The 25,238-nt window shown below is 61.9% G+C and carries 25 protein-coding genes; 19 read left to right on the top strand and 6 right to left on the bottom strand.

The window, feature by feature from the left end; genetic code table 11:
- The first annotated feature begins 28 nt into the window (after window positions 1-28).
- From FVW59_RS08205 to FVW59_RS08195, 3 genes are all read left to right on the top strand, one after another.
- Window positions 29-889 carry an SIS domain-containing protein gene (locus FVW59_RS08205; RefSeq protein WP_246139676.1) on the top strand — a complete coding sequence of 287 codons (861 nt, stop codon included), beginning with the start codon at window positions 29-31 and terminating at the stop codon, window positions 887-889.
- A gap of 68 nt (window positions 890-957) precedes the next feature.
- Window positions 958-2,016, top strand: a complete 1,059-nt coding sequence (locus FVW59_RS08200) for an SPOR domain-containing protein (RefSeq protein WP_148063767.1) — start codon at window positions 958-960, stop codon at window positions 2,014-2,016.
- Window positions 2,017-2,077: 61 nt separating this feature from the next.
- Window positions 2,078-2,452, top strand: a complete 375-nt coding sequence (locus FVW59_RS08195) for a hypothetical protein (protein ID WP_148063766.1) — start codon at window positions 2,078-2,080, stop codon at window positions 2,450-2,452.
- Between the two features lie 156 nt (window positions 2,453-2,608).
- Here FVW59_RS08195 and FVW59_RS08190 read toward each other — a convergent pair whose 3' ends face one another.
- Window positions 2,609-3,541, bottom strand: coding sequence for a hydrogen peroxide-inducible genes activator (locus FVW59_RS08190; protein ID WP_148063765.1), 933 nt, complete (start codon window positions 3,539-3,541; stop codon window positions 2,609-2,611).
- Between the two features lie 143 nt (window positions 3,542-3,684).
- Here FVW59_RS08190 and ahpC point away from each other — a divergent pair, with 143 nt between their 5' ends.
- The 15 genes from ahpC to secF all read left to right on the top strand — a co-directional run bounded on the left by ahpC (window position 3,685) and on the right by secF (window position 18,165).
- Window positions 3,685-4,248 (top strand): alkyl hydroperoxide reductase subunit C, encoded by a 564-nt coding sequence (ahpC, locus tag FVW59_RS08185; RefSeq protein WP_116367829.1) that lies wholly within the window; start codon window positions 3,685-3,687, stop codon window positions 4,246-4,248.
- Between the two features lie 140 nt (window positions 4,249-4,388).
- On the top strand, window positions 4,389-5,981 hold the full coding sequence (gene ahpF, locus FVW59_RS08180) for an alkyl hydroperoxide reductase subunit F (RefSeq protein WP_148063764.1): 1,593 nt from the start codon (window positions 4,389-4,391) through the stop codon (window positions 5,979-5,981).
- 161 nt (window positions 5,982-6,142) lie between these two features.
- Window positions 6,143-6,598, top strand: a complete 456-nt coding sequence (locus tag FVW59_RS08175; RefSeq protein ID WP_148063763.1) for a Rap1a/Tai family immunity protein — start codon at window positions 6,143-6,145, stop codon at window positions 6,596-6,598.
- Window positions 6,599-6,649: 51 nt separating this feature from the next.
- Complete coding sequence (locus tag FVW59_RS08170; protein WP_148063762.1) at window positions 6,650-7,120, top strand: Na+/H+ antiporter subunit E; 471 nt, start codon at window positions 6,650-6,652, stop codon at window positions 7,118-7,120.
- Between the two features lie 74 nt (window positions 7,121-7,194).
- Window positions 7,195-7,389, top strand: a complete 195-nt coding sequence (locus FVW59_RS08165; protein ID WP_246139675.1) for an MrpF/PhaF family protein — start codon at window positions 7,195-7,197, stop codon at window positions 7,387-7,389.
- Window positions 7,389-7,733 (top strand): monovalent cation/H(+) antiporter subunit G, encoded by a 345-nt coding sequence (gene mnhG, locus FVW59_RS08160; protein ID WP_148063760.1) that lies wholly within the window; start codon window positions 7,389-7,391, stop codon window positions 7,731-7,733. The genes FVW59_RS08165 and mnhG overlap by 1 nt, the downstream gene beginning before the upstream one ends.
- 15 nt (window positions 7,734-7,748) lie before the next feature.
- A complete protein-coding gene (locus FVW59_RS08155; protein ID WP_148063759.1) occupies window positions 7,749-8,741 on the top strand; it encodes a Na(+)/H(+) antiporter subunit B in 993 nt (330 codons plus the stop codon).
- 3 nt (window positions 8,742-8,744) lie between these two features.
- Window positions 8,745-9,098 (top strand): cation:proton antiporter subunit C, encoded by a 354-nt coding sequence (locus FVW59_RS08150; RefSeq protein WP_148063758.1) that lies wholly within the window; start codon window positions 8,745-8,747, stop codon window positions 9,096-9,098.
- The gene (locus tag FVW59_RS08145; RefSeq protein ID WP_148063757.1) at window positions 9,092-10,576 is read left to right on the top strand and encodes a monovalent cation/H+ antiporter subunit D family protein; all 1,485 of its coding nucleotides are present in this window, start codon (window positions 9,092-9,094) and stop codon (window positions 10,574-10,576) included. Before FVW59_RS08150 ends, FVW59_RS08145 begins: the two co-directional genes overlap by 7 nt.
- Window positions 10,573-12,039, top strand: a complete 1,467-nt coding sequence (locus FVW59_RS08140) for a proton-conducting transporter transmembrane domain-containing protein (protein ID WP_148063756.1) — start codon at window positions 10,573-10,575, stop codon at window positions 12,037-12,039. The genes FVW59_RS08145 and FVW59_RS08140 overlap by 4 nt, the downstream gene beginning before the upstream one ends.
- Before the next feature lie 4 nt (window positions 12,040-12,043).
- On the top strand, window positions 12,044-12,334 hold the full coding sequence (locus tag FVW59_RS08135; protein ID WP_222711452.1) for a hypothetical protein: 291 nt from the start codon (window positions 12,044-12,046) through the stop codon (window positions 12,332-12,334).
- Window positions 12,331-14,019: a Na(+)/H(+) antiporter subunit D gene (locus FVW59_RS08130; protein WP_148063755.1), complete on the top strand. Its 1,689-nt coding sequence runs from the start codon at window positions 12,331-12,333 to the stop codon at window positions 14,017-14,019. Before FVW59_RS08135 ends, FVW59_RS08130 begins: the two co-directional genes overlap by 4 nt.
- Before the next feature lie 101 nt (window positions 14,020-14,120).
- A complete protein-coding gene (locus tag FVW59_RS08125; RefSeq protein WP_148063754.1) occupies window positions 14,121-15,497 on the top strand; it encodes a class II fumarate hydratase in 1,377 nt (458 codons plus the stop codon).
- 40 nt (window positions 15,498-15,537) lie between these two features.
- Complete coding sequence (locus tag FVW59_RS08120) at window positions 15,538-16,686, top strand: DUF6607 family protein (RefSeq protein WP_148063753.1); 1,149 nt, start codon at window positions 15,538-15,540, stop codon at window positions 16,684-16,686.
- 573 nt (window positions 16,687-17,259) lie between these two features.
- Window positions 17,260-18,165: a protein translocase subunit SecF gene (gene secF, locus FVW59_RS08115; RefSeq protein ID WP_148063752.1), complete on the top strand. Its 906-nt coding sequence runs from the start codon at window positions 17,260-17,262 to the stop codon at window positions 18,163-18,165.
- A gap of 85 nt (window positions 18,166-18,250) precedes the next feature.
- On the opposite strand, the gene glmS is transcribed toward secF, so the two are convergent.
- Complete coding sequence (gene glmS / locus FVW59_RS08110; protein ID WP_148063751.1) at window positions 18,251-20,080, bottom strand: glutamine--fructose-6-phosphate transaminase (isomerizing); 1,830 nt, start codon at window positions 20,078-20,080, stop codon at window positions 18,251-18,253.
- 2 nt (window positions 20,081-20,082) lie between these two features.
- On the bottom strand, window positions 20,083-21,456 hold the full coding sequence (gene glmU / locus FVW59_RS08105) for a bifunctional UDP-N-acetylglucosamine diphosphorylase/glucosamine-1-phosphate N-acetyltransferase GlmU (protein WP_148063750.1): 1,374 nt from the start codon (window positions 21,454-21,456) through the stop codon (window positions 20,083-20,085).
- A gap of 129 nt (window positions 21,457-21,585) precedes the next feature.
- On the opposite strand from glmU, the gene FVW59_RS08100 reads away from it, so the two are divergent.
- Window positions 21,586-22,335, top strand: a complete 750-nt coding sequence (locus FVW59_RS08100) for a TrmB family transcriptional regulator (protein ID WP_246139674.1) — start codon at window positions 21,586-21,588, stop codon at window positions 22,333-22,335.
- A gap of 103 nt (window positions 22,336-22,438) precedes the next feature.
- On the opposite strand, the gene FVW59_RS08095 is transcribed toward FVW59_RS08100, so the two are convergent.
- From FVW59_RS08095 to atpG, 3 genes are all read right to left on the bottom strand, one after another.
- On the bottom strand, window positions 22,439-22,867 hold the full coding sequence (locus FVW59_RS08095; protein WP_148063749.1) for a F0F1 ATP synthase subunit epsilon: 429 nt from the start codon (window positions 22,865-22,867) through the stop codon (window positions 22,439-22,441).
- Window positions 22,868-22,887: 20 nt separating this feature from the next.
- Window positions 22,888-24,285 (bottom strand): F0F1 ATP synthase subunit beta, encoded by a 1,398-nt coding sequence (atpD, locus tag FVW59_RS08090; protein ID WP_148063748.1) that lies wholly within the window; start codon window positions 24,283-24,285, stop codon window positions 22,888-22,890.
- Between the two features lie 84 nt (window positions 24,286-24,369).
- Window positions 24,370-25,233 carry a F0F1 ATP synthase subunit gamma gene (gene atpG, locus FVW59_RS08085; protein WP_148063747.1) on the bottom strand — a complete coding sequence of 288 codons (864 nt, stop codon included), beginning with the start codon at window positions 25,231-25,233 and terminating at the stop codon, window positions 24,370-24,372.
- Window positions 25,234-25,238: the final 5 nt, after the last annotated feature.

Genomic DNA, 25,238 nt, shown 5'->3' with positions numbered 1-25,238 from the left:
ACAATTCTACTGCGGGACAAGCGACCACGTGGCCACTAACGGCAGAGCCAACATCAGGGATATCGAATCCGCACTCCCGACCCTGCGCCGCTCCGAGCGCAAGGTGGCGGAGCTGGTGCTGGCGCAGCCGGAGCGGGTGATACACATGCGCATCGTCGACCTGGCGGCAGCGGCCGACGTATCGGAGCCTACCGTGGTGCGCTTCTGTCGCGCCATCGGCTGCCAGGGCTTCCAGAGTTTCAAGCTCGCCCTGGCCCAGTCCCTGGCCCAGAACACCAGCCAGGAACCCTTTGTGCTCAGCGAGCTGGATACCGCCCGGGATTACACCTACAAGGTCTTCGACGCCACCATGGAAACCCTGGCCCAGGTGCGCGACACCCTCGACCCGGATGCCATTGAGGTGGCCGTGGACGCCCTGTGCAATGCCCGCCGGGTGGAATTCTACGGCTTTGGTGCCTCCAGCCCGGTGGCCATCGACGCCCAGCACAAATTCTTCCGCCTGCAGATTGCCAGCGCCGCGCTCTCCGACCCCCATATCCAGGCCATGTCTGCCATGTCGCTGACAGCGGACGATGTCGTGGTGGCGATTTCCCAGTCCGGGCGCAGCACGGCCCTGCTAGAGGCAATGGACTACGTGCGCGAGGCCGGCGCGGTGCTTATTGCCCTCGCCCCCTCCCACACCCCGGTGCTGGCGCGTGCCACCATCGCCATTCCCATCGATGTCGCCTCGCCCGACGAGGAGAGCTACACCCCCCTGCCCTCACGCATCGCCCATCTCGCGGTGATCGACATCCTCGCCGCCGGGGTATCGAAAATGAAGGGCGACGAGGTCAACCGTCATCTGCACAAACTCAATCGCGGTCTGCAGTCGCTGCGCAGCGACGACTGAATCGGCTGACCCCCTGCGGCAGCTCTGTTAGTATCGCCGACATTACCGGGGCAAACAGGGCGCAGGCCATGAGCAATCACAGCGATAACGGCAATCCATTCTCGCCGTCACGCCGGCCGCAGAGTGACAGTGAAGCTGACGATGCCCTGGATAACCTGATTCCGGACGACGAGGACGATGAATACGCCCTGGACTATCGTTCCGGTGAAGACAACTACGACCCCGACGAAATTCTCGACGATGTCGAGGAGCCCGCCGCCGGCGTCGCCTGGCCGGACCCTGCCGACGGCATGAGTGCCACCGCCCACCGCCCCGCCGATGACAGCCCCGACGACCTGTTCGACAATGACGACAGCGACCCCCGGTTCGATGACGATGACGACGACGGTGCATCCTACCCCTCTCGCGCAGACGACCGCGATGATGATGACGATGAGGAGTGGGATGACTACGAGGACGACGACGAGCGGGGCGAGGAAGACGACGACGAGCGCGGCCTGCTCGGCCCCTGGCCGCTGGGACTGATTGCCGCCGGCGTTGTCGCCCTGTTGCTTCTGGCAGTGGGCGGTTTCGGCGTCCTGCAGGAGCGGGCCGCACTGCGCGAAGAAATTCGCGAACTGCGCGCCGAACTCGCGGTCGCGGTAAACCCCGACCAGCTGTCGCAGGAGCGCAGCACCCAGCGCGACCTGGTAGAGCGCAACGAATCCCTGGCTGCGAGCCTCGACAGCCTGCGACTGGAAAACCGCCAGTTGAGCGATACCGTGGCCGGCCTCGAACGCCAGCTTGAAGTACAACAGGCTGCGGCACGCCAGGCATCAGAGAAAGCAGCCCAGGCCAAACCCGCAGCCAGGCCCGCAACCAAGCCTGCGGCGACAAAGGCGCCCGCCAGCAGCGCAAGCGGCGACTGGTTCGTCAACTTTGGCTCCTACCGCCAGCGCGAACTGGCCGACAGCTGGGCCAGGCGCCTGCAACCCGCGGCCGGCAAGGTCGTGGTTCAGGCGGCACCGGGGGGCGACCTCTACCGGGTGCGGATTATCTCCCTGCCGGACAAGGCCACGGCCCAGTCAGTGGCCTCGGCCCTGCAGTCCCGCTACAACCTGTCGGAACTGTGGGTGGGTGAAGACTGACTTGGCAGGGCAGAACGGGCCTGCTACTGTTTTGCATCCCGTTCAGCCTGAGGAGGCAATGATGAACAGACTCAGTTTTGCACTCGCCGCGCTGGCCCTTGGCAGCAGCGCCACCTTCGCGGAATGCACCAAACCCGAATCGCCCACCCTGCCCAACGGTGCCAGTGCAACCATGGAAGACATGCTCGCCGGCCAGAAAGCCGTGAAGACTTTCCAGACGGCCAACGTCGAATACATGAAGTGCCTGGAAGAAGTGTTCACCACGGCTGAAGCCAGGGTGAAAGAGGGCGGCCTGACGGAAGACGTTCTTGCTGAAACCCAGAAGAACTACAACGAAGCGGTTGAAGCCTACAACGCAGCAGTTTCGTTGGAGGAATCGGTCGCCGGCCAGTTCAATACCGAAATTCGCGAGTACAAAGCCGCCAATCCCGGCTGACGGTCACTCCAAGGGCGGGAGTTAGCCTGCCGCCCTTGAAACCCGCACCAGCAGCACTGCACGTACTCAGGCCCCCCCCCGGGCGGGCATCAACGGGACCGGGCCGGTATTCACATCGACAACCTGCCAGTACACCGGGTTTGCCGATGCCTGCCTTCACTGCCTTTTATGGTTCTTTTTCTGCGTCAGTCTTGCCGCCTTTTCCAGTTCACGGCGGAACAGGCTGCGCAGCAATTCAATGTCGTTGACGCCGGCGTAGTTCAGCCGGGTAATAAACGCGATGCGTCGATGGGGCCCGGGTTCTGCCAGCGGTATTGCCGCCAGCTCACTGCTGGCCGCCAGCAGCTGATCGAGGGCCATGGCCGGCACCAGGGTCGAGCCCATGCGACCCGCCACCATCTGGATCAGGGTGTAGAGACTGGCGCCGCCGAGGGACTGCTCCAGCTCCGAAGGACGCAGGCGACACGCGGCGAGGGCATGATCCTTGAGGCAGTGGCCATCGCGCAGCAACAGCAGGTTCGCACCTTCCAACTGCTCGCTCCTGACTGAATCCTCCCTTGCAAGCAGATCATCGCGGTGGGTAACCAGGTAGAGATCCTCTTCCCAGAACTCGAAACAGTGCAAGCCGTCAGTTTCATAGGGCAGGGCCAGCACGGCCGTATCCAGCTCACCGTTGCGCACCTTTTCCACCAGAACCCGTGACTGGTCTTCATCGATGGTCATCTGGAAACCGGGGTATTCGCTGCGCACCGCCGGCAGCACTTTGGGCAACAGGTAGGGGCCAATAGTGGGAATCACCCCCACCGACATCGGGTAACTCAGGGGCGAATGACTCTGGTGGCTCAGCTGGTAGAGGTCGTCCAGCTCCAGCTTGATGGCCCGCGCCTTGTCGAGAATCTGCTGGCCCACCGGTGTTACCAGCACCCGCTTGTTGTCGCGCTCGAATACCTGCACCCCCAGCTGGCTTTCCATTTCGGAGATAGCGGTGCTCAACGCGGACTGGGAAACCGAACAGAGTTCCGAGGCCTTCTTGAAGTGCCGCGTCTTCTCCACCGCCAGGGCATAAGTGAGCTGCTTGAGGGAAACCACGCTGATATACCTCCAGATACTGGTTCGGTTTATCTGAACCATTTCTTCAGTTTAATTCGATTTATTTAAACACAGCCAACGCCCATTATCACTCCACCGCTGACGCAAACCGCGCAGTTCACATCAACTCAGAGGAGGCCGACATGGCTAAGATCAATCAATCCATCCCCGAATTCAAAGTACAGGCTTTCCACAACGGCGAATTCAAAACCGTCACTTCCGATGACGTGAAAGGCAAATGGTCCATCTTCCTGTTCTACCCGGCTGACTTCACTTTTGTCTGCCCCACCGAGCTGGAAGACATGGCCAAGCACTACGAAGAACTGCAAGGCCTGGGCGTTGAAGTGTACTCCGTATCCACCGACACCCACTTCTCCCACAAGGCGTGGCACGATTCTTCCGAGGCCATCGGCAAGATCAACTACTACATGCTGGGCGACCCCACCGGCACCCTGACCCGCGGCTTCGACGTGATGATCGAGGAAGACGGCCTGGCCATGCGCGGCACCTTCCTGGCCGATCCCGACGGCATCATCCAGGTGGCTGAAATCCACAACGGTGGCATCGGCCGCTCCGCCAAGGACATGGTGCGCAAGGTAAAAGCTGCGCAATACGTGCGCGAAAACGATGGCGAAGTCTGTCCCGCCGCCTGGGAACAGGGTGAAGCCACTCTGACCCCGAGCCTGGACCTGGTCGGCAAGATCTAGGACCACCCCGGCGCAGCAGCGCCACAGCCCCCGCCCTGCGGCGGGGGCAACCCCGAATTCAAACCGAGGCAAAGGAAACACCGCGGACTCGCTGCGGCAGGGATTCCTGCGCCCGAAACAAACACCGAGGAAGCGGAATCATGTTGAACAATGACATTCTTCAGGCCCTGAAGGGCTACGCGGAAAAGCTGGAAAAACCGGTCACCCTGGTTCTGCAGAACGGTGACCACGACAAGCGTGACGAGCTGGTGGACTTCCTGAGCACGTTCACTTCTGTTTCCGACAAGCTGATCCTTGAACAGCGCGACAGCGATGACGCCCTGCGCAGCCCGCTCAGTTTTGCACTGGAAACCGGTGGCGAGCCAACCGGCATTGTGTTCTCCGGCATCCCCGGCGGCCACGAGTTCAACTCGCTGGTACTGGCGGTGCTGCAGAGTGGAGGCGTGCCGCTGAAACTCGACAGCAGCATCCAGACCCTGCTGCGCCGGGTGGCCGAACCCCTGCACTTCGAGGTGTTCGTCTCCCTCAGCTGCCACAACTGCCCGGACGTGGTGCAGGCAGTCAACCAGTTTGCCCTGCTGAATCCGCACATCAGCAGCGAGATGATCGACGGTGGCCTGTACCCCGAGCTGATCGAAGAGCGCAATATCCAGGGCGTTCCCGCCGTGTTCCTCAATGGCAAGCCCTTCGCCAACGGCAAGATCGACACCGCGGCCCTGCTCGACAAACTGGTCGGCCTGTACCCGCAATTGACCGAGGCCGGCGCCGCTGAGGCCAGCCGGCAACTGCCGCTGCAGGATGTCACCGTGATCGGCGGTGGCCCCGCCGGCGTGGCCGCGGCCATCTATGCCGCCCGCAAAGGCCTGGCCGTCACCGTAGTAGCCGACCGCATCGGCGGCCAGGTGAAGGACACCATGGGCATCGAGAACCTGGTTTCCGTGACCAAAACGACGGGGCCGGAGCTGAGTAACGCCCTGCTGACCCACCTCAACGAATACCCGGTTACCCTGAAAGAGCACCTGCGGGTGGACAGTGTCGAATCGGGCGACATCAAGCGCCTGACGCTGTCCTCGGGCGAACAGATCGAGACCCGCACCCTGATCATCGCCACCGGCGCCAAGTGGCGCGAACTGGGTGTGCCGGGCGAGAAGGAAAACATCGGCAACGGCGTGGCCTACTGCCCCCACTGCGATGGCCCCTTTTTCAAGGGCAAGGATGTGGCGGTGATTGGCGGCGGCAACTCCGGTATCGAGGCCGCGCTGGACCTGGCGGGTATCGTCAAGTCAGTGACGGTATTCGAGTTCCTGCCGGAACTGAAAGCCGATCAGGTGCTGGTACAGCAGGCCGCGGCCCGCGACAACATCACCATTTTGAAAAATGTCGCTACCAAAGAGATTCTGGCCGGGGACGGCAAGGTCAACGCCATTGCCTATCAGGATCGCGCGACGGGCGAGGAACTGCAGCGCGAACTGGCGGGTGTCTTCGTCCAGATCGGCCTGTTGCCCAACAGCGGCTTTCTCAAGGGTGTGGTGGACATGACGCCCCATGGCGAGGTAATCATCAACGAGCGCGGGGAAACCAGCGCCGAGGGTATCTACGCCTGCGGCGACGTAACCACAGTGCCTTACAAGCAGATCGTGGTGGCGATGGGCGAGGGCGCCAAGGCCTCCCTGTCGGCCTTCGAATACCTGCTCAAGCAGCCCCAACAGGCAGTGGCATCAAAGGCCGCCTGAGGGCGGCGAAGACCAGGCCCCTGTGTCCGCCAACGGACCAGGGGCCTGCGCCAACAACGCCGGGCATGAGCTCGACCTCGCTACAATTTTTTTACATTTTGCCTACACTTTTCTCACATTCGGTGCCACAGTGAATTCAGCCGCAACAAAAAGGTGCGCCCATGACGAGAATCCTGGTTCAAGCTGCCTCGTTCCTGTGCAGCACGACACTGCTGGTGATGCTGGCACACGAGGAGGCAAACGCCGAGGGCAGCGCGCAAGTGCTGGGTTCCGGCAGCCAACTGGTCGAGGCCTGTCGCATGCCGGTAGGCACGAACGGCCTGACTCTCAGCGGCCTGTGTGAAGGCTTCCTGCTCGGCTTCCTGCAGGCTCACCCCGAGGTGGGCTTCAGCGATGAGCAACCCTCCGAATACATGCAACGGGTGATGCGGACGCGCGCCCCGGCCCACCCGGAAACCGCATCCCTTAAATCGCCGAGTTTCTGCCTCAGCAGTCTGGAAAGTGTCGAACAGGTTCGGCAGGCGATCGCCGCTCGCGATCCCGCATCTGTAGCCAACCGCTCCGCCACCGGCCTGGTGGTCGAAATTCTGGAGCGGGACTACCCCTGCCCGCCCTGACTGCCAGGTCGATTCACACATCATTCACCGCAATATTTCCGGGAGGTCGATGTGCGATACACACTGGGAATGGCCGGGGCACTTGCACTGTTCTGGCTGATGAACTCGGGACACTACAGTCCCCTCCTGCTAACCCTGGGCGCTGCCTCGGTGGTGCTGGTGACCTGGATCGCCCGACGCATGGACGTGGTGGACCGGGAGTCCATGCCGCTGCACCTGCTCAGCCGCGTACCGCGCTACTTCCTCTGGCTGAGCGGGCAGATCATTGCCAGCAACCTCGACCTGGTGCGGCAGACCTGGAGTCGCAACCCGGACTACGAGCCGCAGGTGGCGCGCCTGCCGCTGCCGCAGCAAAGCGATATCTGCCGCGTGGTCTACGCCAACTCGATCAACCTTACCCCGGGAACGCTGACGGTGGAGATCAGCGCCGATCACCTGTTGGTGCACTCGCTGTCGGCCCGGGGCATGGCGTCACTTGAAGGCGGCGAAATGTCGCGCCGGGTAAGCGAGCTGGAGCAATGATACTGGCGTTGACCGTTATTGTTCTGCTCCTGGTCATGGTCGTGGCCCTGCTCCGGGCATTCGCCGGACCGAATGTGTTCGACCGAGTCCTCGCCGCCAACCTGTTCGGCACCAAGACAGTGCTGCTCATCGCGACTATCTCCTACCTCTTCGGCTCACCGGACTTCCTCGACATTGCGCTGGTCTACGCCCTGATCAACTACATCAGTGTGATCGGGGTACTGCGTATCACCGAGTTGCGCAACGAACAGCAGGGAGCGGATGGCTGATGAGCGCGATACTGGAACCGCTGAGTAGCGTCTGCCTGTTATTGGGCAGCTTCCTGCTGCTGACCGGGGCACTGGGCTTCCTGCGCTTTGCCGACTTCTACGCCCGGCTCCACGCCTGTGGCGTTACCGAGACCCTGGCGACCGCGCTGATCATTCTGGGATTGATGCTGCAGGCGACGGACAGCGCCCTGCCCCAGTTCAAGCTCCTGTTGATTCTGCTGTTCGTGCTGTTCAGTAGCCCCACCGCAAGTCACGCCCTGGCCAAGGCCGCCTGGAACGCCGGGGTAAGGCCGCGCGACCGCCGCGGCAGGCGGGACATTGCCCTTCCCCCAGGCGACCGGTGAGCGGGGGACAACTGCATGGAGTTGCTGGTCAATATCGTGTTGTTGATTCTGCTGGTCGCCACCGCCGGCGCGCTGGTCGTGGTGCGCGGCCTGCTGGCCTCGACTATGTTGACAAGCGTGTACGGCCTGCTGTGCGCCAGCTTCTTTGTGACCATGGACGCCGTGGATGTGGCTTTTACCGAAGCGGCAGTCGGCGCCGGGGTATCGCCGCTGCTACTGCTGCTGACAGTGGCAGCCATTGGTCGCGGTGAACCGCGCCCGGTCGGCGCCCTGCCGGTTCTGGCCATTGTGCTGGTTCCTGTCACCGCCGCGCTGCTCATTATCGGTACTCTCGACATGCCGCCCTTTGGCAGCCCGGATGCGCCGGCGCACACTCACGTGGCGCCACGCTACCTGCAGCTGTCGGGGGAGGAAATCGGTATTCCGAATGTCGTGACTTCCGTGCTGGCGAGCTACCGCGCCTTCGACACGCTGGGCGAGGTGCTGGTGATTTTTACCGCCGGTGTGGCGGTTCTGTTAATCCTTGCCACGCCCGGTCAGCGCGGTTCGGCGCGTCCGCGCTATGTACCGGACAACCACCGTGACCCGCACACCATCCTCCAGATTGTGAGCAGGATACTGATTCCCTTCATCCTGCTGTTTGCGCTGTATGTGCAGTTCCACGGCGAGTACGGCCCCGGGGGCGGCTTCCAGGCCGGCGTCATTTTTGCCTCGGCCATCATCCTCTACGGCCTGCTCTATGGCCTGCCCACCGTCTGTCGGGTAGTGCGTCCGGCAGTGGTCGAGTGGCTGTCTGCTGTCGGTGTGCTGATCTTTGGTATCACCGGCGTGTTCGCCATGCTCAGCGGGCGCCCATTCCTCGACTACAGCGTGTTTGCTGACGATCCGGTGACCGCCCAGCACATTGGCATTCTTGTTGTCGAACTGGGTGTTGGTATCACGGTGGCCTCGGTAATCACCGTGATTTACTACGCCTTTGCCAACCAGTTCGAAACCGCGGAATCCTGAGTCATGGATGTGCTTTCCTATTTCAATTACTGGGCGGTGGTGGTGCTGATGATGCTCGGCTTTTTCATCGTCATCGCCCGCGCCAACCTGGTCAAGAAGCTCATTGGGTTGAATATCTTCCAGACCTCGGTGTTCATCCTCTACATCAGCGCCGGCAAAGTAATCGGAGGGTCGGCCCCGATCCTGTCTGACGACGTGACGCTGTACTCCAACCCGCTTCCCCATGTACTGATACTGACCGCCATTGTGGTGGGTATAGCGACCACTTCGGTGGGCCTGGCGCTGGTGATTCGCATCCACGCCGCCTATGGCAGCGTGAACCAGAACGATATCCTGAAACAGGATCAGCAGTGCTGAGCCATATCGCATTGCTACCGGTATTGTTACCGCTGATCGGCGCCCCCGCCTGCGCCATATTGCGCCGGCCGGTTTTCGCCTGGGGCTTTGCCAGTAGTGTTGCCGCCCTGGCCTTTCTCAGTGCCGCCATACTGCTGAAGCTGACTTTCGAGCACGGTGTTATCCACTATTCCCTGGGCGGCTGGGCGGCGCCCTGGGGCATCGAATACCGCGTCGACCTGCTCAACGCTCTGGTGCTGCTGCTGGTGTCAGGCATCGCCACCACCGTGCTGGTGGCTTCCAGAACGAGTGTCTGGCACGACATCGCGGAGAACCGGCGCGGGCTGTTCTACGTTGCCTGCCTGCTGTGCCTGGCCGGAATGCTGGGCATTGCCGCTACCGGCGATGCATTCAATCTCTTTGTCTTCCTGGAGATTTCTTCCCTGTCCACCTATGCGCTGGTGGCCTGCGGGCGCGACCGCCGCGCCCTGCTCGCCGCCTTCAATTACCTGGTGATGGGCACCATCGGCGCCACTTTCATACTTATCGGTATCGGCTTTGTTTACATGCTGACTGGCACGTTAAACATGACCGACCTTGCCCAGAGGCTGCCCGGCCTGGGAGAATCGCGCACCGTTTTCGCTGCCTACGCTTTTATCGTGGTGGGTGTCTGCCTCAAGCTGGCCCTGTTTCCGCTGCACTTGTGGCTACCCGGCGCGTATACCCACGCTCCCGCCATCGTTACCGCCTTTCTCGCCGCCACTTCAACCAAGGTCGCGCTGTATGTCCTGATCCGGTTCAGCTTTTCGGTGTTCCACCTGGAAAGCTCGCGGCTGGCCCTGTCACTCGAAGCGGTGTTTATCACCCTGGGGATCGTTGCCGTGTTCGCCGGCTCTCTGGTGGCCATCTTTGCCGACAACCTGAAGCGCGGCCTCGCCTGGTCGAGCATCGCCCAGGTCGGTTACATGACCATTGGTATCGGCATCGGTACCGCCGCAGGCTTGCAGGCAAGCCTGATTCACCTGTTTAACCACGCTTTGATGAAAGGTACATTGTTCCTTGCGCTCGCTGCCATCGCCATACAGGTGGGCGGCAACGAATTCAGCAAATTGCGGGGCATCGGGCGGCGCATGCCCTGGAGCTGCGCGGCCTTTACGGTGGCTGGAATCAGCCTGATCGGCATTCCCGGCACCGCGGGCTTTGTCAGCAAATGGTATCTGGTGACGGCGGCCCTGGCGGGCGAACAGTGGTTCCTGGTTCTGCTGATCGTCGCGGGCTCCCTGCTGACTGCGGTATACATATGGCGCTTTGTCGAGATCGCCTGGCTGGACAGCGCGCCGGAGAAGGCGACTGGCGGGGATGGAGAGGCTCCTTCTGTGTTGCTCGCCGCGACCCTGATGCTGGCACTGGCCAATATTTACTTCGGGTTTGATACCCGCTTGCAGGTCAGTGCCAGCGGCGGCGCCGCGGCAGCGCTGCTGGGGGAGGCAGCACAGTGAGCAGCACCGCCCTGTTACTCGCCAGTCTGGCAGTCGGCCCACTCGCGGTCGCGGGTATCACCCTGTTGCGTCAGCATCCCAATCCACGCGAAGGCCTGAGCCTGGCAGCGGGCATCGCGCTGGTGATTATCAACCTGCAGTTGCTGAACGCACTGAACAGTGGCGCACCGCCGAGCTGGCGCGGGCCGGACATCCTCCCCGGCCTGCGACTGGAACTCGCAGTTGAACCGCTGGGCATGCTGTTCGCGCTGATCGCCAGCAGCCTGTGGCTGGTCACTTCCGTTTACGCCATTGGCTATATGCGAGGTCACGACGAAAAACATCAGGCGCGCTTCTTCAGTTTTTTCGCCCTGTCGATTACCTGCGCGACAGGCATCGCTTACGCCGGCAATCTGCTCACCCTGTTCCTGTTCTATGAACTCCTCAGCCTTGCCACCTGGCCGCTGGTCGTTCACGCCGGCACGGATCGCGCACGTCATGGTGGGCGTGTGTACCTCGGCGTGCTGCTGAGTACATCGATTCTATTCTTCCTGCCGGCGATCATCCTGACCTGGACTACCAGTGGAACCTTGACCTTCACGCCGGGCGGGGTGTTCAGTCCCGATACCCCGCCCGTGCTGATAGCCGGGTTGCTGGTGCTGTTTGTATTCGGTGTCGGCAAGGCGGCCATGATGCCCTTTCACCGCTGGTTGCCGGCAGCCATGGTGGCGCCCACGCCGGTGAGCGCGCTGCTCCACGCCGTGGCGGTAGTGAAGGCGGGGGTGTTCAGCCTGGTCAAAATCGGCGTCTATATTTTCGGGCTGGAGCAGTTGAACGCTGCCGCCAGCCGCGAGGTTCTACTCTACCTGGCCGGTTTTACGCTGCTGGCCGCGTCCATCGTCGCCATGCGCCAGGACAATCTCAAGGCGCGGCTGGCCTATTCCACAGTCAGCCAGCTCGCCTATATCAGCCTGGGCGTGCTGCTGGCGGTACCCGGTGGTATCACCGGCAGCGGCCTGCACATCGCCATGCACGCCTTCGGCAAAATCACCCTGTTTTTCTGCGCCGGCGCAATCATGGTGGCGGCGCACAAGACCGAGGTCAGTCAGCTGCGCGGGCTGGGCCGACAGATGCCCTTCACCATGGGCGCCTTCCTGATTGCCAGCCTCAGTATCGCCGGCCTGCCGCCCACCGGGGGAACCTGGAGCAAATGGTACCTGATGCTGGCCACCCTGGAAGCCGGCGCCCTGCTTCTGGTTGCGGCGCTGATCATCAGCACTCTGCTCAACATCGTCTACCTGGGGCTGATACCCGTGCGCGCTTTCTGGCCGACCGGAAGCGAATCAAGCGCCGGTCAGCTAAGGGAAGCGCCTCTGGCCTGTTGCCTCGCCATCGGCATCACCACGCTCACCTGCTTAGCCCTGTTCCTGTATCCGCAGCCCCTGTATACGCTGGTCAGCCGCATACCCGGTGCTGGAGGCTGACAGTATGAGCACTGAAAAGCAGTACCTGTTGGACAAGCCGCGCAACGTGCAACGCATCCTCTGGCTGCTGTACGCTGCCTGCGCCCTGGTGCTGGCCCTCGATCTGGTAGTGCATCGCCATACGGAGCATCCCTGGGAGGGAATCATCGGTTTTTACCCGGCCTACGGTTTCGTAGGCTGCGTGATACTGGTGCTGGCCGCCAAGTGGATGCGCCGCCTCATCATTCGCCCCAAGGACTACTACCAGCGCAGCGACCTGCCCCCACACCCGTCGCGCGAGGAGGACGCACCGTGATCGCGCTGCCACCTTTTGCCCTGTTCTACCTGGCGGCGCTGGCGGTCGCCCTGACCCGGGGCCGGGTACGCAGTGTAGTCCTGGTGGCTACACCACTGCTGGGCGCGTTGAATTTATGGACGCTGCCAACCGATGCTGCGCTGACACAGAGCCTGTTCAGTCTGCAGCTGGAATGGCTGCGCATTGACCGGCTGTCGCTGCTGTTTGGCTACCTGTTTCACATCGCGGCGCTCATAGCACTGATCTACGCCCTGCATGTGCGCGATACCCTGCAGCAGGTCAGCGCCCTGCTCTACGCCGGTAGCGCGTTGGGAGCCGTATTCGCCGGCGACCTGCTGACCTTCTTCCTGTTCTGGGAGGGCATGGCCCTCACCTCGGTGTGCCTGGTGTGGGCTCGACGCAGCCCGGCGTCCTACAGCGCCGGCGTGCGCTACCTGGTGATTCAGATTATCTCGGGGCTACTGCTGTTCACGGGCCTGATCATGCTGTGGCGGGAAACGGGTTCGCTGGCCTTCAGCTACATTGGCACCGACGCCACCTACGGCTGGCTGATCCTGTTGGCACTGGGCCTGAAAGCCGCCTTTCCTCTTCTACACAGCTGGCTGGTGGACGCCTACCCCGAGGCCACCCCCACCGGCACTGTTTTCCTCAGCGCCTTCACCACCAAGGTTGCCATCTATGCCCTGACCCGCGGTTTTCCCGGCACCGAGTTGCTGGTCTACGTGGGTGCCACCATGGCCTGTTTCCCCATCTTTTTCGCCGTGGTGGAAAACGACCTGCGGCGGGTGCTGGCCTACAGCCTGATTAACCAGCTGGGCTTTATGGTGGTGGGTATTGGCATTGGCTCCCAGCTGGCCATCAACGGCGCGGTGGCCCACGCTTTCACCGACGTCATCTTCAAGGGCCTGCTATTCATGTCGATGGGCGCCGTGCTGACCATGACCGGGCGGGTCAACGGATCGGAGCTCGGCGGCCTGTACAAAACCATGCCGCGCACCACAGTTCTCTGCATTGTCGGCGCCGCGTCCATCTCGGCCTTCCCCCTGTTCAGCGGCTTTGTCAGCAAGTCGATGATCATGTCGGCGGCGCTGAAGGAGGAGTTCTTCGGGGTCTGGTTGCTGCTGCTGTTCGCCTCCGCCGGGGTGTTTCACCACGCGGGCATCAAGATTCCCTACTTTGCTTTCTTTGCCCACGATTCCGGTATCCGCGTGTCGGACCCGCCGGGCAACATGCAACTGGCGATGTTGATTGCCGCAGTGCTCTGCATTGCCATCGGGGTTTATCCGCAGCTGTTGTATGACGCGCTGCCTTTTGATGTCACTTATACTCCCTACGATGTCACACATGTGCTGACCCAAATGCAGCTGCTGCTGTTCTCGGCCCTCGCCTTTGTGTGGCTCAATCGGCGCGGCCTGTATCCGCCGGAACTTAACGCAGTACATCTGGACTTTGACTGGACCTATCGGCGCCTGCTGCCACAAGCTGCGCTGCCACTGATAGCCGCCATTGTTACTGTCGACCGCCGTCTGCGCCAGTTTGCCCTGCAGCGGCTGCAGCAGGTCATCGGTCTGGCCCGGCAGCTGCACTCACCGGGCGGGGTACTGTCCCGCGATGTCGGCACAGGCACGATGGTGCTCTGGGTTACGCTGTTGCTGGCGGTCTACCTTTTTCTGAGTTTTACCTGAAGTTGTTCCCGCCGTAGCGCCTGCTTGGACTGCTTGGCCGCTACGTTCTAATCTACGCTGCAGCATTGAATTCGCTGAATCTCCACAGCAGGAGCAAGACCATGACCACCACCCGCACCGAACGCGACAGCATGGGCGAACTTGCCGTCCCGGTGGACGCCCTCTACGGCGCTCAAACCCAGCGCGCCGTGAACAACTTCCCGATCAGCGGGCGGCGCATGCCGCCGCTGTTTATCCGCGCCCTGCTACTCATCAAGTCGGCCGCGGCCAGCGCCAATGCCGAGCTCGACGAGCTGGACAAACCCATCGCCACCGCCATCAGCCAGGCCGCCGGGGGCCTGCTCCAGGACCCAGACTACATGCGGCATTTCCCGGTGGACGTGTTCCAGACCGGATCCGGCACCAGCACCAACATGAACGCCAACGAGGTGCTGGCCCGTCTCGCCAGCCAGCAGGGCGGCCTGGAAGTTCACCCCAACGATCACGTGAATCGAGGCCAGAGCAGCAACGACGTTATTCCAACGGCCATCCACGTCAGCGCCTGCCTGGCGCTGCAGGAGCAATTGCTGCCCGCGCTCTCTCACCTGGTTCACACCACACGCGACAAGGCGGACAGCGTTCACCACATTGTGAAAACCGGGCGCACCCACCTGATGGACGCCATGCCGGTGCGCCTCAGCCAGTCTCTCAAGGCCTGGGCGGATCAGGTGCAGTACAACCAGCTGCGCCTCGTGCAGACGGAGTCGGACCTGCGCAGCCTCGCCCAGGGGGGCACTGCGGTGGGTACCGGCATCAACGCCCACCCCGAGTTTGCCGCCAGGTTTGCCGGGGCGCTGTCCCAGGCCTGCCAGATACCGTTTTCCCCGGCGCCAAACTTCTTCACCCACATTGGCTCACAGGACTGCGCCGTGGCACTGTCCGGCGCACTGCGGACGACTGCGGTGTCGCTGATGAAGATCGCCAACGACATGCGCTGGATGAATTCCGGCCCGCTGGCGGGTCTGGGGGAGATTGAACTGGAAGCTTTGCAACCCGGCTCGTCCATCATGCCCGGCAAAGTAAACCCGGTCATTCCGGAAGCGGTGGCCATGGTCTGCGCCCAGGTGATCGGCAACGACAGCGCCATTACCATTGCCGGCCAGTCAGGCAATTTCGAGCTGAACGTGATGCTGCCGCTGGTGGCGGATCGCCTTGTCGACAGTATCGAACTGCTGGCCAGCGCCAGCCGCCTGCTGGCAGACAGGGCGATCGCCAGTTTTACCGTGCGCGAGGAACAGCTGCAGGGGCCGCTGTCACGCAACCCCATTCTGGTGACCGCCCTGAACCCGATCATCGGCTACCAGAAGGCGGCGGAGATCGCCAAGCAAGCCTATGCCGAAGGCCGACCCATCATCGATGTGGCCGGGGAACAGACGGATATCTCGCGCAGTGAGCTGCTCGATCTGCTCGACCCGGCCAAACTCGCGGACGGCGGTTGATAGACCGGCCATCTACAGGCAACAAGAGGAAAGACAGAACATGCCAGGACTGACAATCGCCGGCGCCCTGCTGACCCTTCTCGCCGTTAGCGGCGCTGGCCGTGTTGTGGCCGAAAACCCGTCGCAAACGACCGGGCAGGCCCCCGAGCAGCGCCAGTACACCTACGCCTGGCCCTACACCGCCAAGGGCGACATGGCTCCCCGCGGCGGCACCTCCACCGGTTCCAATGTCACGCTGGTCAAGGAGCCCTCTGCCGCCTGGCAGGCACTACAGGCAGGCGGCCTGAGCGCCAAAGAGCGGGACCGCCGCGCCATCCTGGCGATGGCCGGGCCCTACAGGGCCAGTTTCGATTTTATCGAGACTGTGGGCTTCACCCCTGACTACACACCGCCACGCCCCTACCAGTCCTGGGGCACCGAGTTCGTGTACGTGCTAGCCGACGAGCCGGACTTCATCAGCCTGCAGCACATCATGGTGATGAAGTTTGAAATGCCAGACGGAACGGAATCCGAACCAGTAGTGATCAAGCATTGGCGCCAGGACTGGCGCTACCAGGATCGCCTGCTGAACGTCTTTATCGGCGATGGCACCTGGGAGCAGCGCAAGCTGGGCGAAAGCGAGGTAGCGGGCGCCTGGTCGCAGGCCGTATTCCAGGTCGACGACTCACCCCGCTACGAGGGCATCGGACGCTGGCAGCACTCACCCGGCTACTCCAGCTGGCAGAGCGACACCACCTGGCGCCCCCTGCCGCGCCGGGAGTTCAGTGTGCGCGATGACTACGATGCACTGGCCGGCACCAACCGGCACACCATCACACCCACTGGCTGGATTCACGAGGAGGACAACCTCAAGCTGGTGCTGGCCGGCCGCGGCGAGCCAGCCACCGGGCAGCCCTACCTGGCGCGCGAAGCGGGTTTCAATCGCTATGAGCGCATACGCGATCACGACTTCAGCGCCGGCGACGAGTACTGGGAGCGCACCGGCTCCTTCTGGGCGGATGTGCGCAAGGCCTGGGACAGGCTGCTCGCCAGCAACGCACGCGTCACCCTGCTGGAAGAAAGTGAAGGCGAAAAGCTGTTCAGCGTCATGTTCGAGTACGCGGACGGCATCAGCGCGAAACAGCCCTACGACAGCAGCGCGGGGAATGCCTTTATCGCCGAAACGCTAGCGCGTTTCAGCTCGCGATAGCTTGCGATACTGCAAGCAGATAAACAGTTACTCTGCCGGAGTGGTTGGCATTGAATAACGGCGCAATAGGCACCATATTCGGATGGCTAACCACCCCGGTTCCTTTGAAAGGTACGATCAATTGTCACCGTCAACACTGCGCCTGCCGTCGCTGAGTCGCCAGCTGGTGCTGGCCACTCTCCTTCTACAGTGTGTCGTGGTGTGGTCATCGCCCTCAGCCTGGGAAGTGGATGGGGGCCGGTATTTGACGGCAGCGGATCACTCCCCACCGTTTCTCCTCAGCGGCCACGACGGGCAACCGGCAGCGGGCCCACCGCCCAAAGCGCCAGGCGCCCCTCACCCGGTAACCATCAACCGCACCATAGATGCAGAATACGAAGCCCCGTCAGTGGCCCGACCGCAGGTTAGCCGTTACCCGGCCTGCCCCCAGGCACCTCCCCGTCTGGTGTAACGCACACCAGATATCTACGAACACGCCTGTCGAACCCCTGTTCATGGGGGACGACCGGTTGCTCGATGCCGCTCGCAGATTTCTGGACTTACAGCTGTATACCAGAACGAGAGCTACTACTTATGAAAAAGCTGGATTTTATGGGGCATCGCAAGATCGCCCTGGCAATCTCCTGCCTGTTACTGGCGATATCCGTCACCAGTCTGGCGCTACGCCAACTCAACTGGGGGCTCGACTTCACCGGCGGGACGCTGTTGGAACTTCACTTCAGCGAGTCGGTGAATATTGAAGATCTTCGCAGCACTATCCTGGATGCCGGAGAACCCAATGCGATTGTGGTGTCCTACGGTACGGATCGCGATGCGCTGATCCGTCTGCCAAAAAGCGTCCCGGAGGCATCCAGCCAGGTGCTGGTGACACTGATCAGGCAACAGCTTGACCCTGACCTGGAACTCAAGCGACAGGAGTTTGTAGGTCCCCAGGTCGGAGAGGAGTTGCGGGAACAAGGCGGTCTGGCCATGCTGCTGGCGTCCGCCTGCATCATGCTCTACATCTCCTTCCGCTTTCAGGCGCGCTTCGCGGTAGCTTCGGTCGCAGCGCTCATCCACGATGTCATTATCACGCTGGGCTTCTTTTCGCTGACGGGCATGGAGTTCAATCTCACGGTGCTCGCCGCCATCCTCGCGGTCATTGGCTATTCCATCAACGACACCATCGTGGTGTTCGACCGCATCCGGGAGAACTTCCGCAAATTGCGCATTGCCACCGTGCCGGACACCATCAACATCTCCATCTCGGAGACGATGGACAGAACCCTGGCAACTTCGTTTACCACCGTATTGGTGCTGGTAGCGCTGGCAGTATTCGGCGGGGAAATGATCCTCGGATTCGCGACTGCCCTGCTGGTAGGCATCTGTGTCGGTACCTACTCATCGATCTTCATCGCATCCAGCCTGCTACAGACACTGGGCGTAAGCCGTCAGGATCTGCTGCCGCCAGCGCTGGAGAACGACGAAGGCGAAAGCTAGGCAAGGGCATAAGACGAAATGGCCACAAGTTCGCCGGCAACTGGATGTGCCGATCAGGGGGCTGTGAAAAAGCCCCCGAACCCACTCACTCGACGGTGACCGATTTCGCCAGGTTGCGCGGCTTGTCCACATCGGTACCCTTCTGCACTGCTACATGGTAGGCGAGCAACTGCAGGGCCACGGTGTAGACTACGGGTTGAATGACCGCCGGGCAGCTCGGCATGCCCAGTACGTGCACCCGGCTATCGCCCTTCATACCGGCGTTGTCATCGGCAAATACAAACAGCTCGCCGCCGCGGGAACGCACTTCTTCCAGATTGGACTTCAGTTTTTCCAGCAGCTCGTCGCCGGGGGCAACCGCCACGACCGGCATTTCGGCGTCTACCAGGGCCAGTGGGCCGTGCTTGAGTTCGCCGGCAGGATAGGCCTCGGCGTGAATGTAGGAAATTTCCTTCAGCTTCAGGGCCCCCTCCAATGCCACCGGGTACTGGATGCCCCGGCCGAGGAACAGGGCGTGATTCTTGAGGATGAAGGCCTCTGACAGGCGTTTGATGTCGGCATCGAGTTGCAGGGTGCGCGATACACAATCCGGCAGCTGGTGCAGGGCATCAATGAGCTCGCGTGTGGCTTCTTCGGACAGCTGGTGACGGCGACCCAGCGCGATGGCCAGCATCAGGAAGGCGACCAGCTGAGTGGTAAAGGCCTTGGTGGAAGCCACGCCGATTTCCGCGCCGGCCCGGGTCAGGAACACCAGGTCGGATTCGCGCACCAGTGAGCTGTGGTCAACGTTGGCAATCACCAGCGAGGCGATGAATTCGTCTTCGCCCTGTCCGCGCAGGGCGGCGAGGGTGTCTGCGGTTTCACCGGACTGGGAAACGGTCACCAGCAGGGTGCCCTCGCGTCGGGCGCGGGCGCGATAGCGGAATTCCGAGGCCACTTCGACGTCGCAGGGAATACCACACAGGTCTTCGAGCCAGTAGCGGGCTACCAGGCCGGCGTGATAGCTGGTGCCGCAGGCGACAATCTGCACCGCCTTGACCTGGTCGAAGATGGCGCCAGCACCGGCGCCGAAGCGCTCGTCTTCCACCTGGTGGCTCGCCTCCAGCCCGAGAGTCTCCGCCAGGGCGCGCGGCTGTTCGTGAATTTCCTTCAGCATGTAGTGTTCGTAGCCGCCGAGATCGACCGTCTCCACGGCAGCAGACACGCGCTGCATGGTCCGCTCCACCACGGCGCCGCTGGCATCTTCCACATGCAGGCGGGTGGCGCCCATATCGACCATGTCGCCCTCTTCCAGGAAGATGAAACGGTCGGTGACCTGGCGCAGCGCGAGCTGGTCCGAAGCCAGGAAGTTCTCACCAATGCCGACGCCGATCACCAGGGGGCTGCCGGCCCGCGCTGCAACCACCCGATCCGGGTTTTCCGCGTCAATGGCGGCGATGGCGTAGGCGCCATCGAGGCGGGCAATGGTGTTTTTCAGGGCCTGGAAAAACTCTACCCGCTCCTCCAGTTGCTGGTGCAACAGATGAACAATCACCTCGGTATCGGTCTGCGACTGGAATTCATAGCCCTGGCCTTTCAGTTCCTCACGCAGGGATTCGTGATTCTCGATAATGCCGTTGTGCACCACCGCCACACGGTTGCCGGACAGGTGGGGATGCGCATTGGCTGCGGAGGGTTCGCCGTGGGTAGCCCAGCGGGTGTGAGCGATACCGCTGCAACCGTGGTGCGGCGTCATGGCCTGGGCCTGTTCCAGCTCGGCCACCTTGCCCAGGCGTTTGTGGAGTAGCAGGTTGTGTTCGGCGTCGATCAGGGCCATGCCCGCCGAGTCATAGCCGCGATATTCCAGGCGACGCAGACCTTCCAGCAGAATTTCCGAAACTTCACGGCGCGCCGTGGCGGCAACAATTCCACACATAGTCAGCTCTCTTTTTCGGTATTTGCGCCGGGGCGCTGCCAGTTGCCGATATTGCGCTGGCGCCCGCGAGCCACTGCCAGTTCATTCGCCTCTACCGGTTTGGTAATGGTCGAGCCCGCCGCCACAAAGCCGCCTTCGGCAATGGCTATCGGTGCGACCAGTGTACTGTTGGACCCGACGAAGGCGCCCTCGCCAATTTCCGTGCGATGCTTGTTCACACCGTCGTAGTTGCAGGTGATCGTACCGGCGCCAATATTGACTTCGCCACCCATGTCGCAGTCGCCGATGTAGGACAGGTGATTGACCTTGCTGCCGGAGCCGATCGCCGCTTTCTTGGTCTCCACAAAATTGCCGACACGAGCGCCGTCGGCCATATCTGTGCCGGTGCGCAGGCGGGCGTAGGGGCCGATACTGCATTTTTCCGCCACCCGGCTGCCGACAATATGGCTCATGGCATAGACGGTGGTGTCACTGCCAATACGACTGTTTTTCACCAGGCAATTGGGGCCGATGGTGACGCCGTCCTCCAGTACCACATCCCCTTCGAACACGGCGTTGACGTCGATAAACACATCGCGCCCGCAGCGCAGCGAACCGCGAATATCGATGCGGGAGGGGTCGGCCAGTTGCACGCCGTCCAGTAACAGCTGTCGCGCCAGGCCCTGCTGGTAGGCGCGCTCCACCGCGGCCAGTTGCAGGCGGTCATTGACGCCGAGGATTTCCAGCTCCGAGGCAGCCAGCCGGGTCGCCACCTGATGACCGGCGGCGACGTGCAGCCGCAAGGCGTCCGGCAGATAGTACTCGCCCTGGCTGTTGTCGTTGCCAACCCGGGGCAGATATTCCTTCAGCAGCGCCGCGGGCGCCGCCAGCACACCGCTGTTGATTTCACGAATGGCGCGCTGTGCGCTATCGCAGTCGCGATCCTCTACCACCGCACTGAAATCCCCTTCTGCACCGCGCACCACGCGGCCATAGCCAGTGGGGTCCTCGACGTTTGCGGTGAGTAGGGCCATGTCCCTGGTGGCAGCCGCAACCAGCGGTTGCAGGGTGGCGACGCCCAGCAATGGCACATCGCCATATAGCACCAGCACCGTCGACTCCGGGTCCACCTGTGGCAGCGCCTGCAGCACAGCGTGGCCGGTTCCCAGCTGTTCGCGCTGCTCGACCCAGTTCACCTCGCGCTCACGGAGAGACTTTCGCACCTGCTCGGCGCCGTGCCCGATCACCGCGTGCAGTCGCTCTGCGCCCAGCTGCTCCGCAGTTGCCAGTACATGATCCAGCAGCGAACGCCCCGCCAGCCGGTGCAGTACTTTCGGTTTTTCGGAACGCATACGCGTTCCCTTGCCGGCGGCAAGGACAATGACTTCTAGCTTCATGGCTTTTTCCGGTATTGCTTCCCTGTGTTCTGCGAATCCCTAATGTCATTATTTTTTTGACATATTTATCGCAGAAGGCACATATTAGTATTGAACTTTTTCATTACAACGCTATTTGTCACAAAATAAATGACAACGATAAAGCTCGACGCCCTGCGCCATCTTGACCTCGACGAACGGCAGGTCAGGATCTACCGCGCCCTGCTCAAGCTCGGCCCGGCCTCCATCCGTGACGTGGCTGCCGAAGCCGGTATCAATCGCGGCAGCGCCTACGAAACCCTGAAACAGCTGGCCACCAAGGGTGTGGTCAGTTACTTCCCCAAGGGGCGGCGACGGGTGTTCCAGGCAGAAGACCCGGAACGATTGATGAGTCTGGCAGAGAGCAAACAGCAGGCCCTCAACCTGGCGGTAGAACAGTTACGCAACGATATCATTCCCGCCCTGAAACAGACCCAGACGACTTTCAGCCCGGGCAATGTTCGCTTCTATGAAGGGGACGACGGGGTCGAACTGGTGCTGCGGGATTTACTGGAGTGTGCTGGACGCGACCCGGAGCGGGGCTACTCGGTGATCTCCACCCGCTCCCTGCGCGAGCACCTCTACCGGCCATTCCCGAATTTCACCCGGCAGCGGATCGAGCGCGGTATCCGGGTGCGGGTGCTGGCGGTCGGTGCGGGCGGTGATGATGCGGAGTTCGCGGAGCGGAAGTGGTTGCCCGCCGGAGAGGGAACCGACGCTTCCTATATTGCTATCTACCCGCCCAAGGTGGCGATGATTACGCTGGCGGCGCAGAACTATCCGGTGGTGGTCATCATCGACTCGCAGGCGATCGCGCTTACCCAGCAGCTGATGTTTGATACCTTGTGGGGACTGTTATAGCAACGGCGGACAATGGATCCCCGCCTTCGCGGGGAGTGACGACAGAGGATAAAAAAAAGCCCCGGACAATACCGGGGCTTTTTGGGGGGGACAATCGCAACAATCAGCCGCGGCCCGCCCGATTCTTCATCTTGCGCAGGGTCGCCAACTGGGCGGCGGCTTCGGCCAGCTGCGCCGAGGCGCGACCGTAGTCGAACTCACCGGTCTGGTTGGCCAGGGCGTGTTCCGCCTCGCGACGGGCTTCCTCGGCGGCGGCTTCGTCCACGTCATCCGCGCGCAGGGCGGTGTCAGCGAGGATAGTTACCACACCGGGCTGCACTTCCAGGAAGCCACCGGACACATAGTAGACTTCCTCTGTACCATTTTGCGTGACGATGCGCACCGGGCCGGGCTTCAGCGCGGTCAGCAGCGGGGCGTGCCCGTAGTTGATACCGAGCTCACCCATCTCGCCGGTTGCGACCAGCACCTCGACCAGGCCGGAGTAGATTTCTTCCTCCGCACTGACGATATCGCAATGTATTGTCATAGCCATAGGGGGCCTCTAACCGAGCGTTACAGCTTCTTGGCTTTCTCGACTGCTTCGTCGATACCACCAACCATGTAGAACGCCTGCTCCGGCAGGTGGTCGTACTCACCCGCCAGGATACCCTTGAAGCCGGCGATGGTGTCCTTGAGGGACACATACTTGCCGGGGGAGCCGGTGAAGACTTCCGCCACGTGGAAGGGCTGGGACAGGAAACGCTCAATTTTACGCGCCCGGTTTACGGTCTGCTTGTCTTCTTCAGACAGTTCGTCCATACCCAGAATCGCGATGATGTCTTTCAGTTCCTTGTAGCGCTGCAGGACCGTCTGCACACCGCGGGCAACTTCGTAGTGCTCGTTGCCAATCACCAGCGGATCGAGCTGGCGGGAGGTAGAGTCCAGCGGATCAACAGCGGGGTAAATGCCCTTGGAGGCAATGTCACGGCTCAGTACGACGGTGGAGTCGAGGTGAGCAAAGGTGGTTGCCGGAGACGGGTCGGTCAGGTCGTCCGCGGGTACGTATACCGCCTGGATGGAGGTAATGGAGCCCACCTTGGTGGAGGTAATACGCTCCTGCAGAACACCCATTTCTTCCGCCAGGGTCGGCTGGTAGCCCACCGCGGAAGGCATACGACCCAGCAGTGCAGATACCTCGGTGCCCGCCAGGGTGTAGCGGTAGATGTTGTCCACGAACAGCAGTACGTCACGGCCTTCGTCACGGAATTTCTCGGCCATGGTCAGGCCCGTGAGGGCCACGCGCAGACGGTTGCCGGGCGGCTCGTTCATCTGGCCGTACACCATCGCCACTTTCGAGTTGCTCAGGGTCTCCACGTCAACAACCTTGGATTCCTGCATCTCGTAGTAGAAGTCGTTACCTTCACGAGTACGCTCACCCACCCCGGCAAATACGGACAGGCCGCTGTGCTCGGTGGCGATGTTGTTAATGAGCTCCATCATGTTAACGGTCTTGCCCACGCCGGCGCCGCCGAACAGGCCGACTTTACCGCCCTTGGCGAAGGGGCAGACCAGGTCGATTACCTTGATGCCGGTTTCCAGCAACTCTTCGGAAGCGGCCAGCTCTTCGTAGCTGGGCGCCTTGCGGTGGATAGAGGCACGCTCTTTCTCACCGATGGGGCCGCGCTCGTCGATGGGGTTGCCCAGTACGTCCATGATCCGGCCCAGGGTTTCAACACCCACGGGTACGGAGATCGGCGCGCCGGTGTTATCCACCGCCAGTCCGCGGGACAGGCCCTCGGAAGACCCCATGGCAATCGCACGGACAACACCGTCGCCCAGCTGCTGCTGCACTTCCAGGGTCAGACCCTTCTCGGTCACGGTCAGTGCATCGTAGACCTTCGGCACGCTATCGCGCGGGAATTCCACATCGATCACCGCGCCGATAATTTGTACGACTCGTCCGCTGCTCATGTTCGGATCCTCTCTAAATATATTCTTTCCGGGGTCAGAGCCCTTTTCCGCGATGCGGAAAAGGGCTCTGACCCCAATTAAGTCTTAGCTGATCGCTGCCGCGCCGCTCACAATTTCGGACAGTTCCTGGGTAATCGCGGCCTGACGCGCCTTGTTGTAAATCAGCTGCAGGTCGTCAATCAGCTCGCCGGCGTTGTCGGTGGCGTTCTTCATCGCCAGCATCCGCGCGGCCTGTTCGCAGGCCCCGTTTTCTACCACGGCCTGGTACACCTGGGACTCGATATAACGGGTCAGCAGGCCCTCCAGCAATTCCTCGGCGTCGGGCTCGTAAATGTAGTCCCAGTGGTGGGCCATCTCATCCGAATCCTCGGCGACCAGGGGCAGCAATTGCTCCACGCCGGGGCTCTGGGTCATGGTGTTGACGAACTCGTTGCTCACCAGGAACAGGCGGTCGATCCTGCCGTCGGCGTAGGCGTCGAGCATGGTCTTGACCGAGCCGATCAGGTCCGACAGGGAGGGATCTTCACCGATGTCGCGCACCGCCGCAGTGACGTTGCCGCCGTAACTGTTGAAGAAAGCCGCCGCCTTCGCGCCGATCAGGCCGAGATCAATCTCGACACCCTGCTCCGCCCACTCCTTCATCGCCTTCACAGTGGCCTTGAACAGGTTGATGTTCAGGCCGCCGCAGAGTCCGCGATCGGTGGAAACCACAATGAAGCCCACGCGCTTTACTTCCCGCTCCACCATGTACATGTGGCGGTACTCGGGGGCTGCGTTGGCGATGTGGCCCACCACGGCGCGCATGCGCCGGGCGTAGGGCTTGCCGAGCTCCATGCGATCCTGGGCTTTGCGCATCTTGCTCGCCGCCACCATTTCCATGGCGGAAGTGATCTTCTGCGTGCTCTGGATGCTGGAGATCTTGGTCCGTATCTCTTTTCCGACTGCCATTTAAG

The organism is Parahaliea aestuarii (genome assembly GCF_008064635.1).
GTDB lineage: Bacteria > Pseudomonadota > Gammaproteobacteria > Pseudomonadales > Halieaceae > Parahaliea > Parahaliea aestuarii.
Note: the sequence above shows the minus strand (reverse complement) of the source record. Positions and strands in the feature narration are given on the sequence as shown.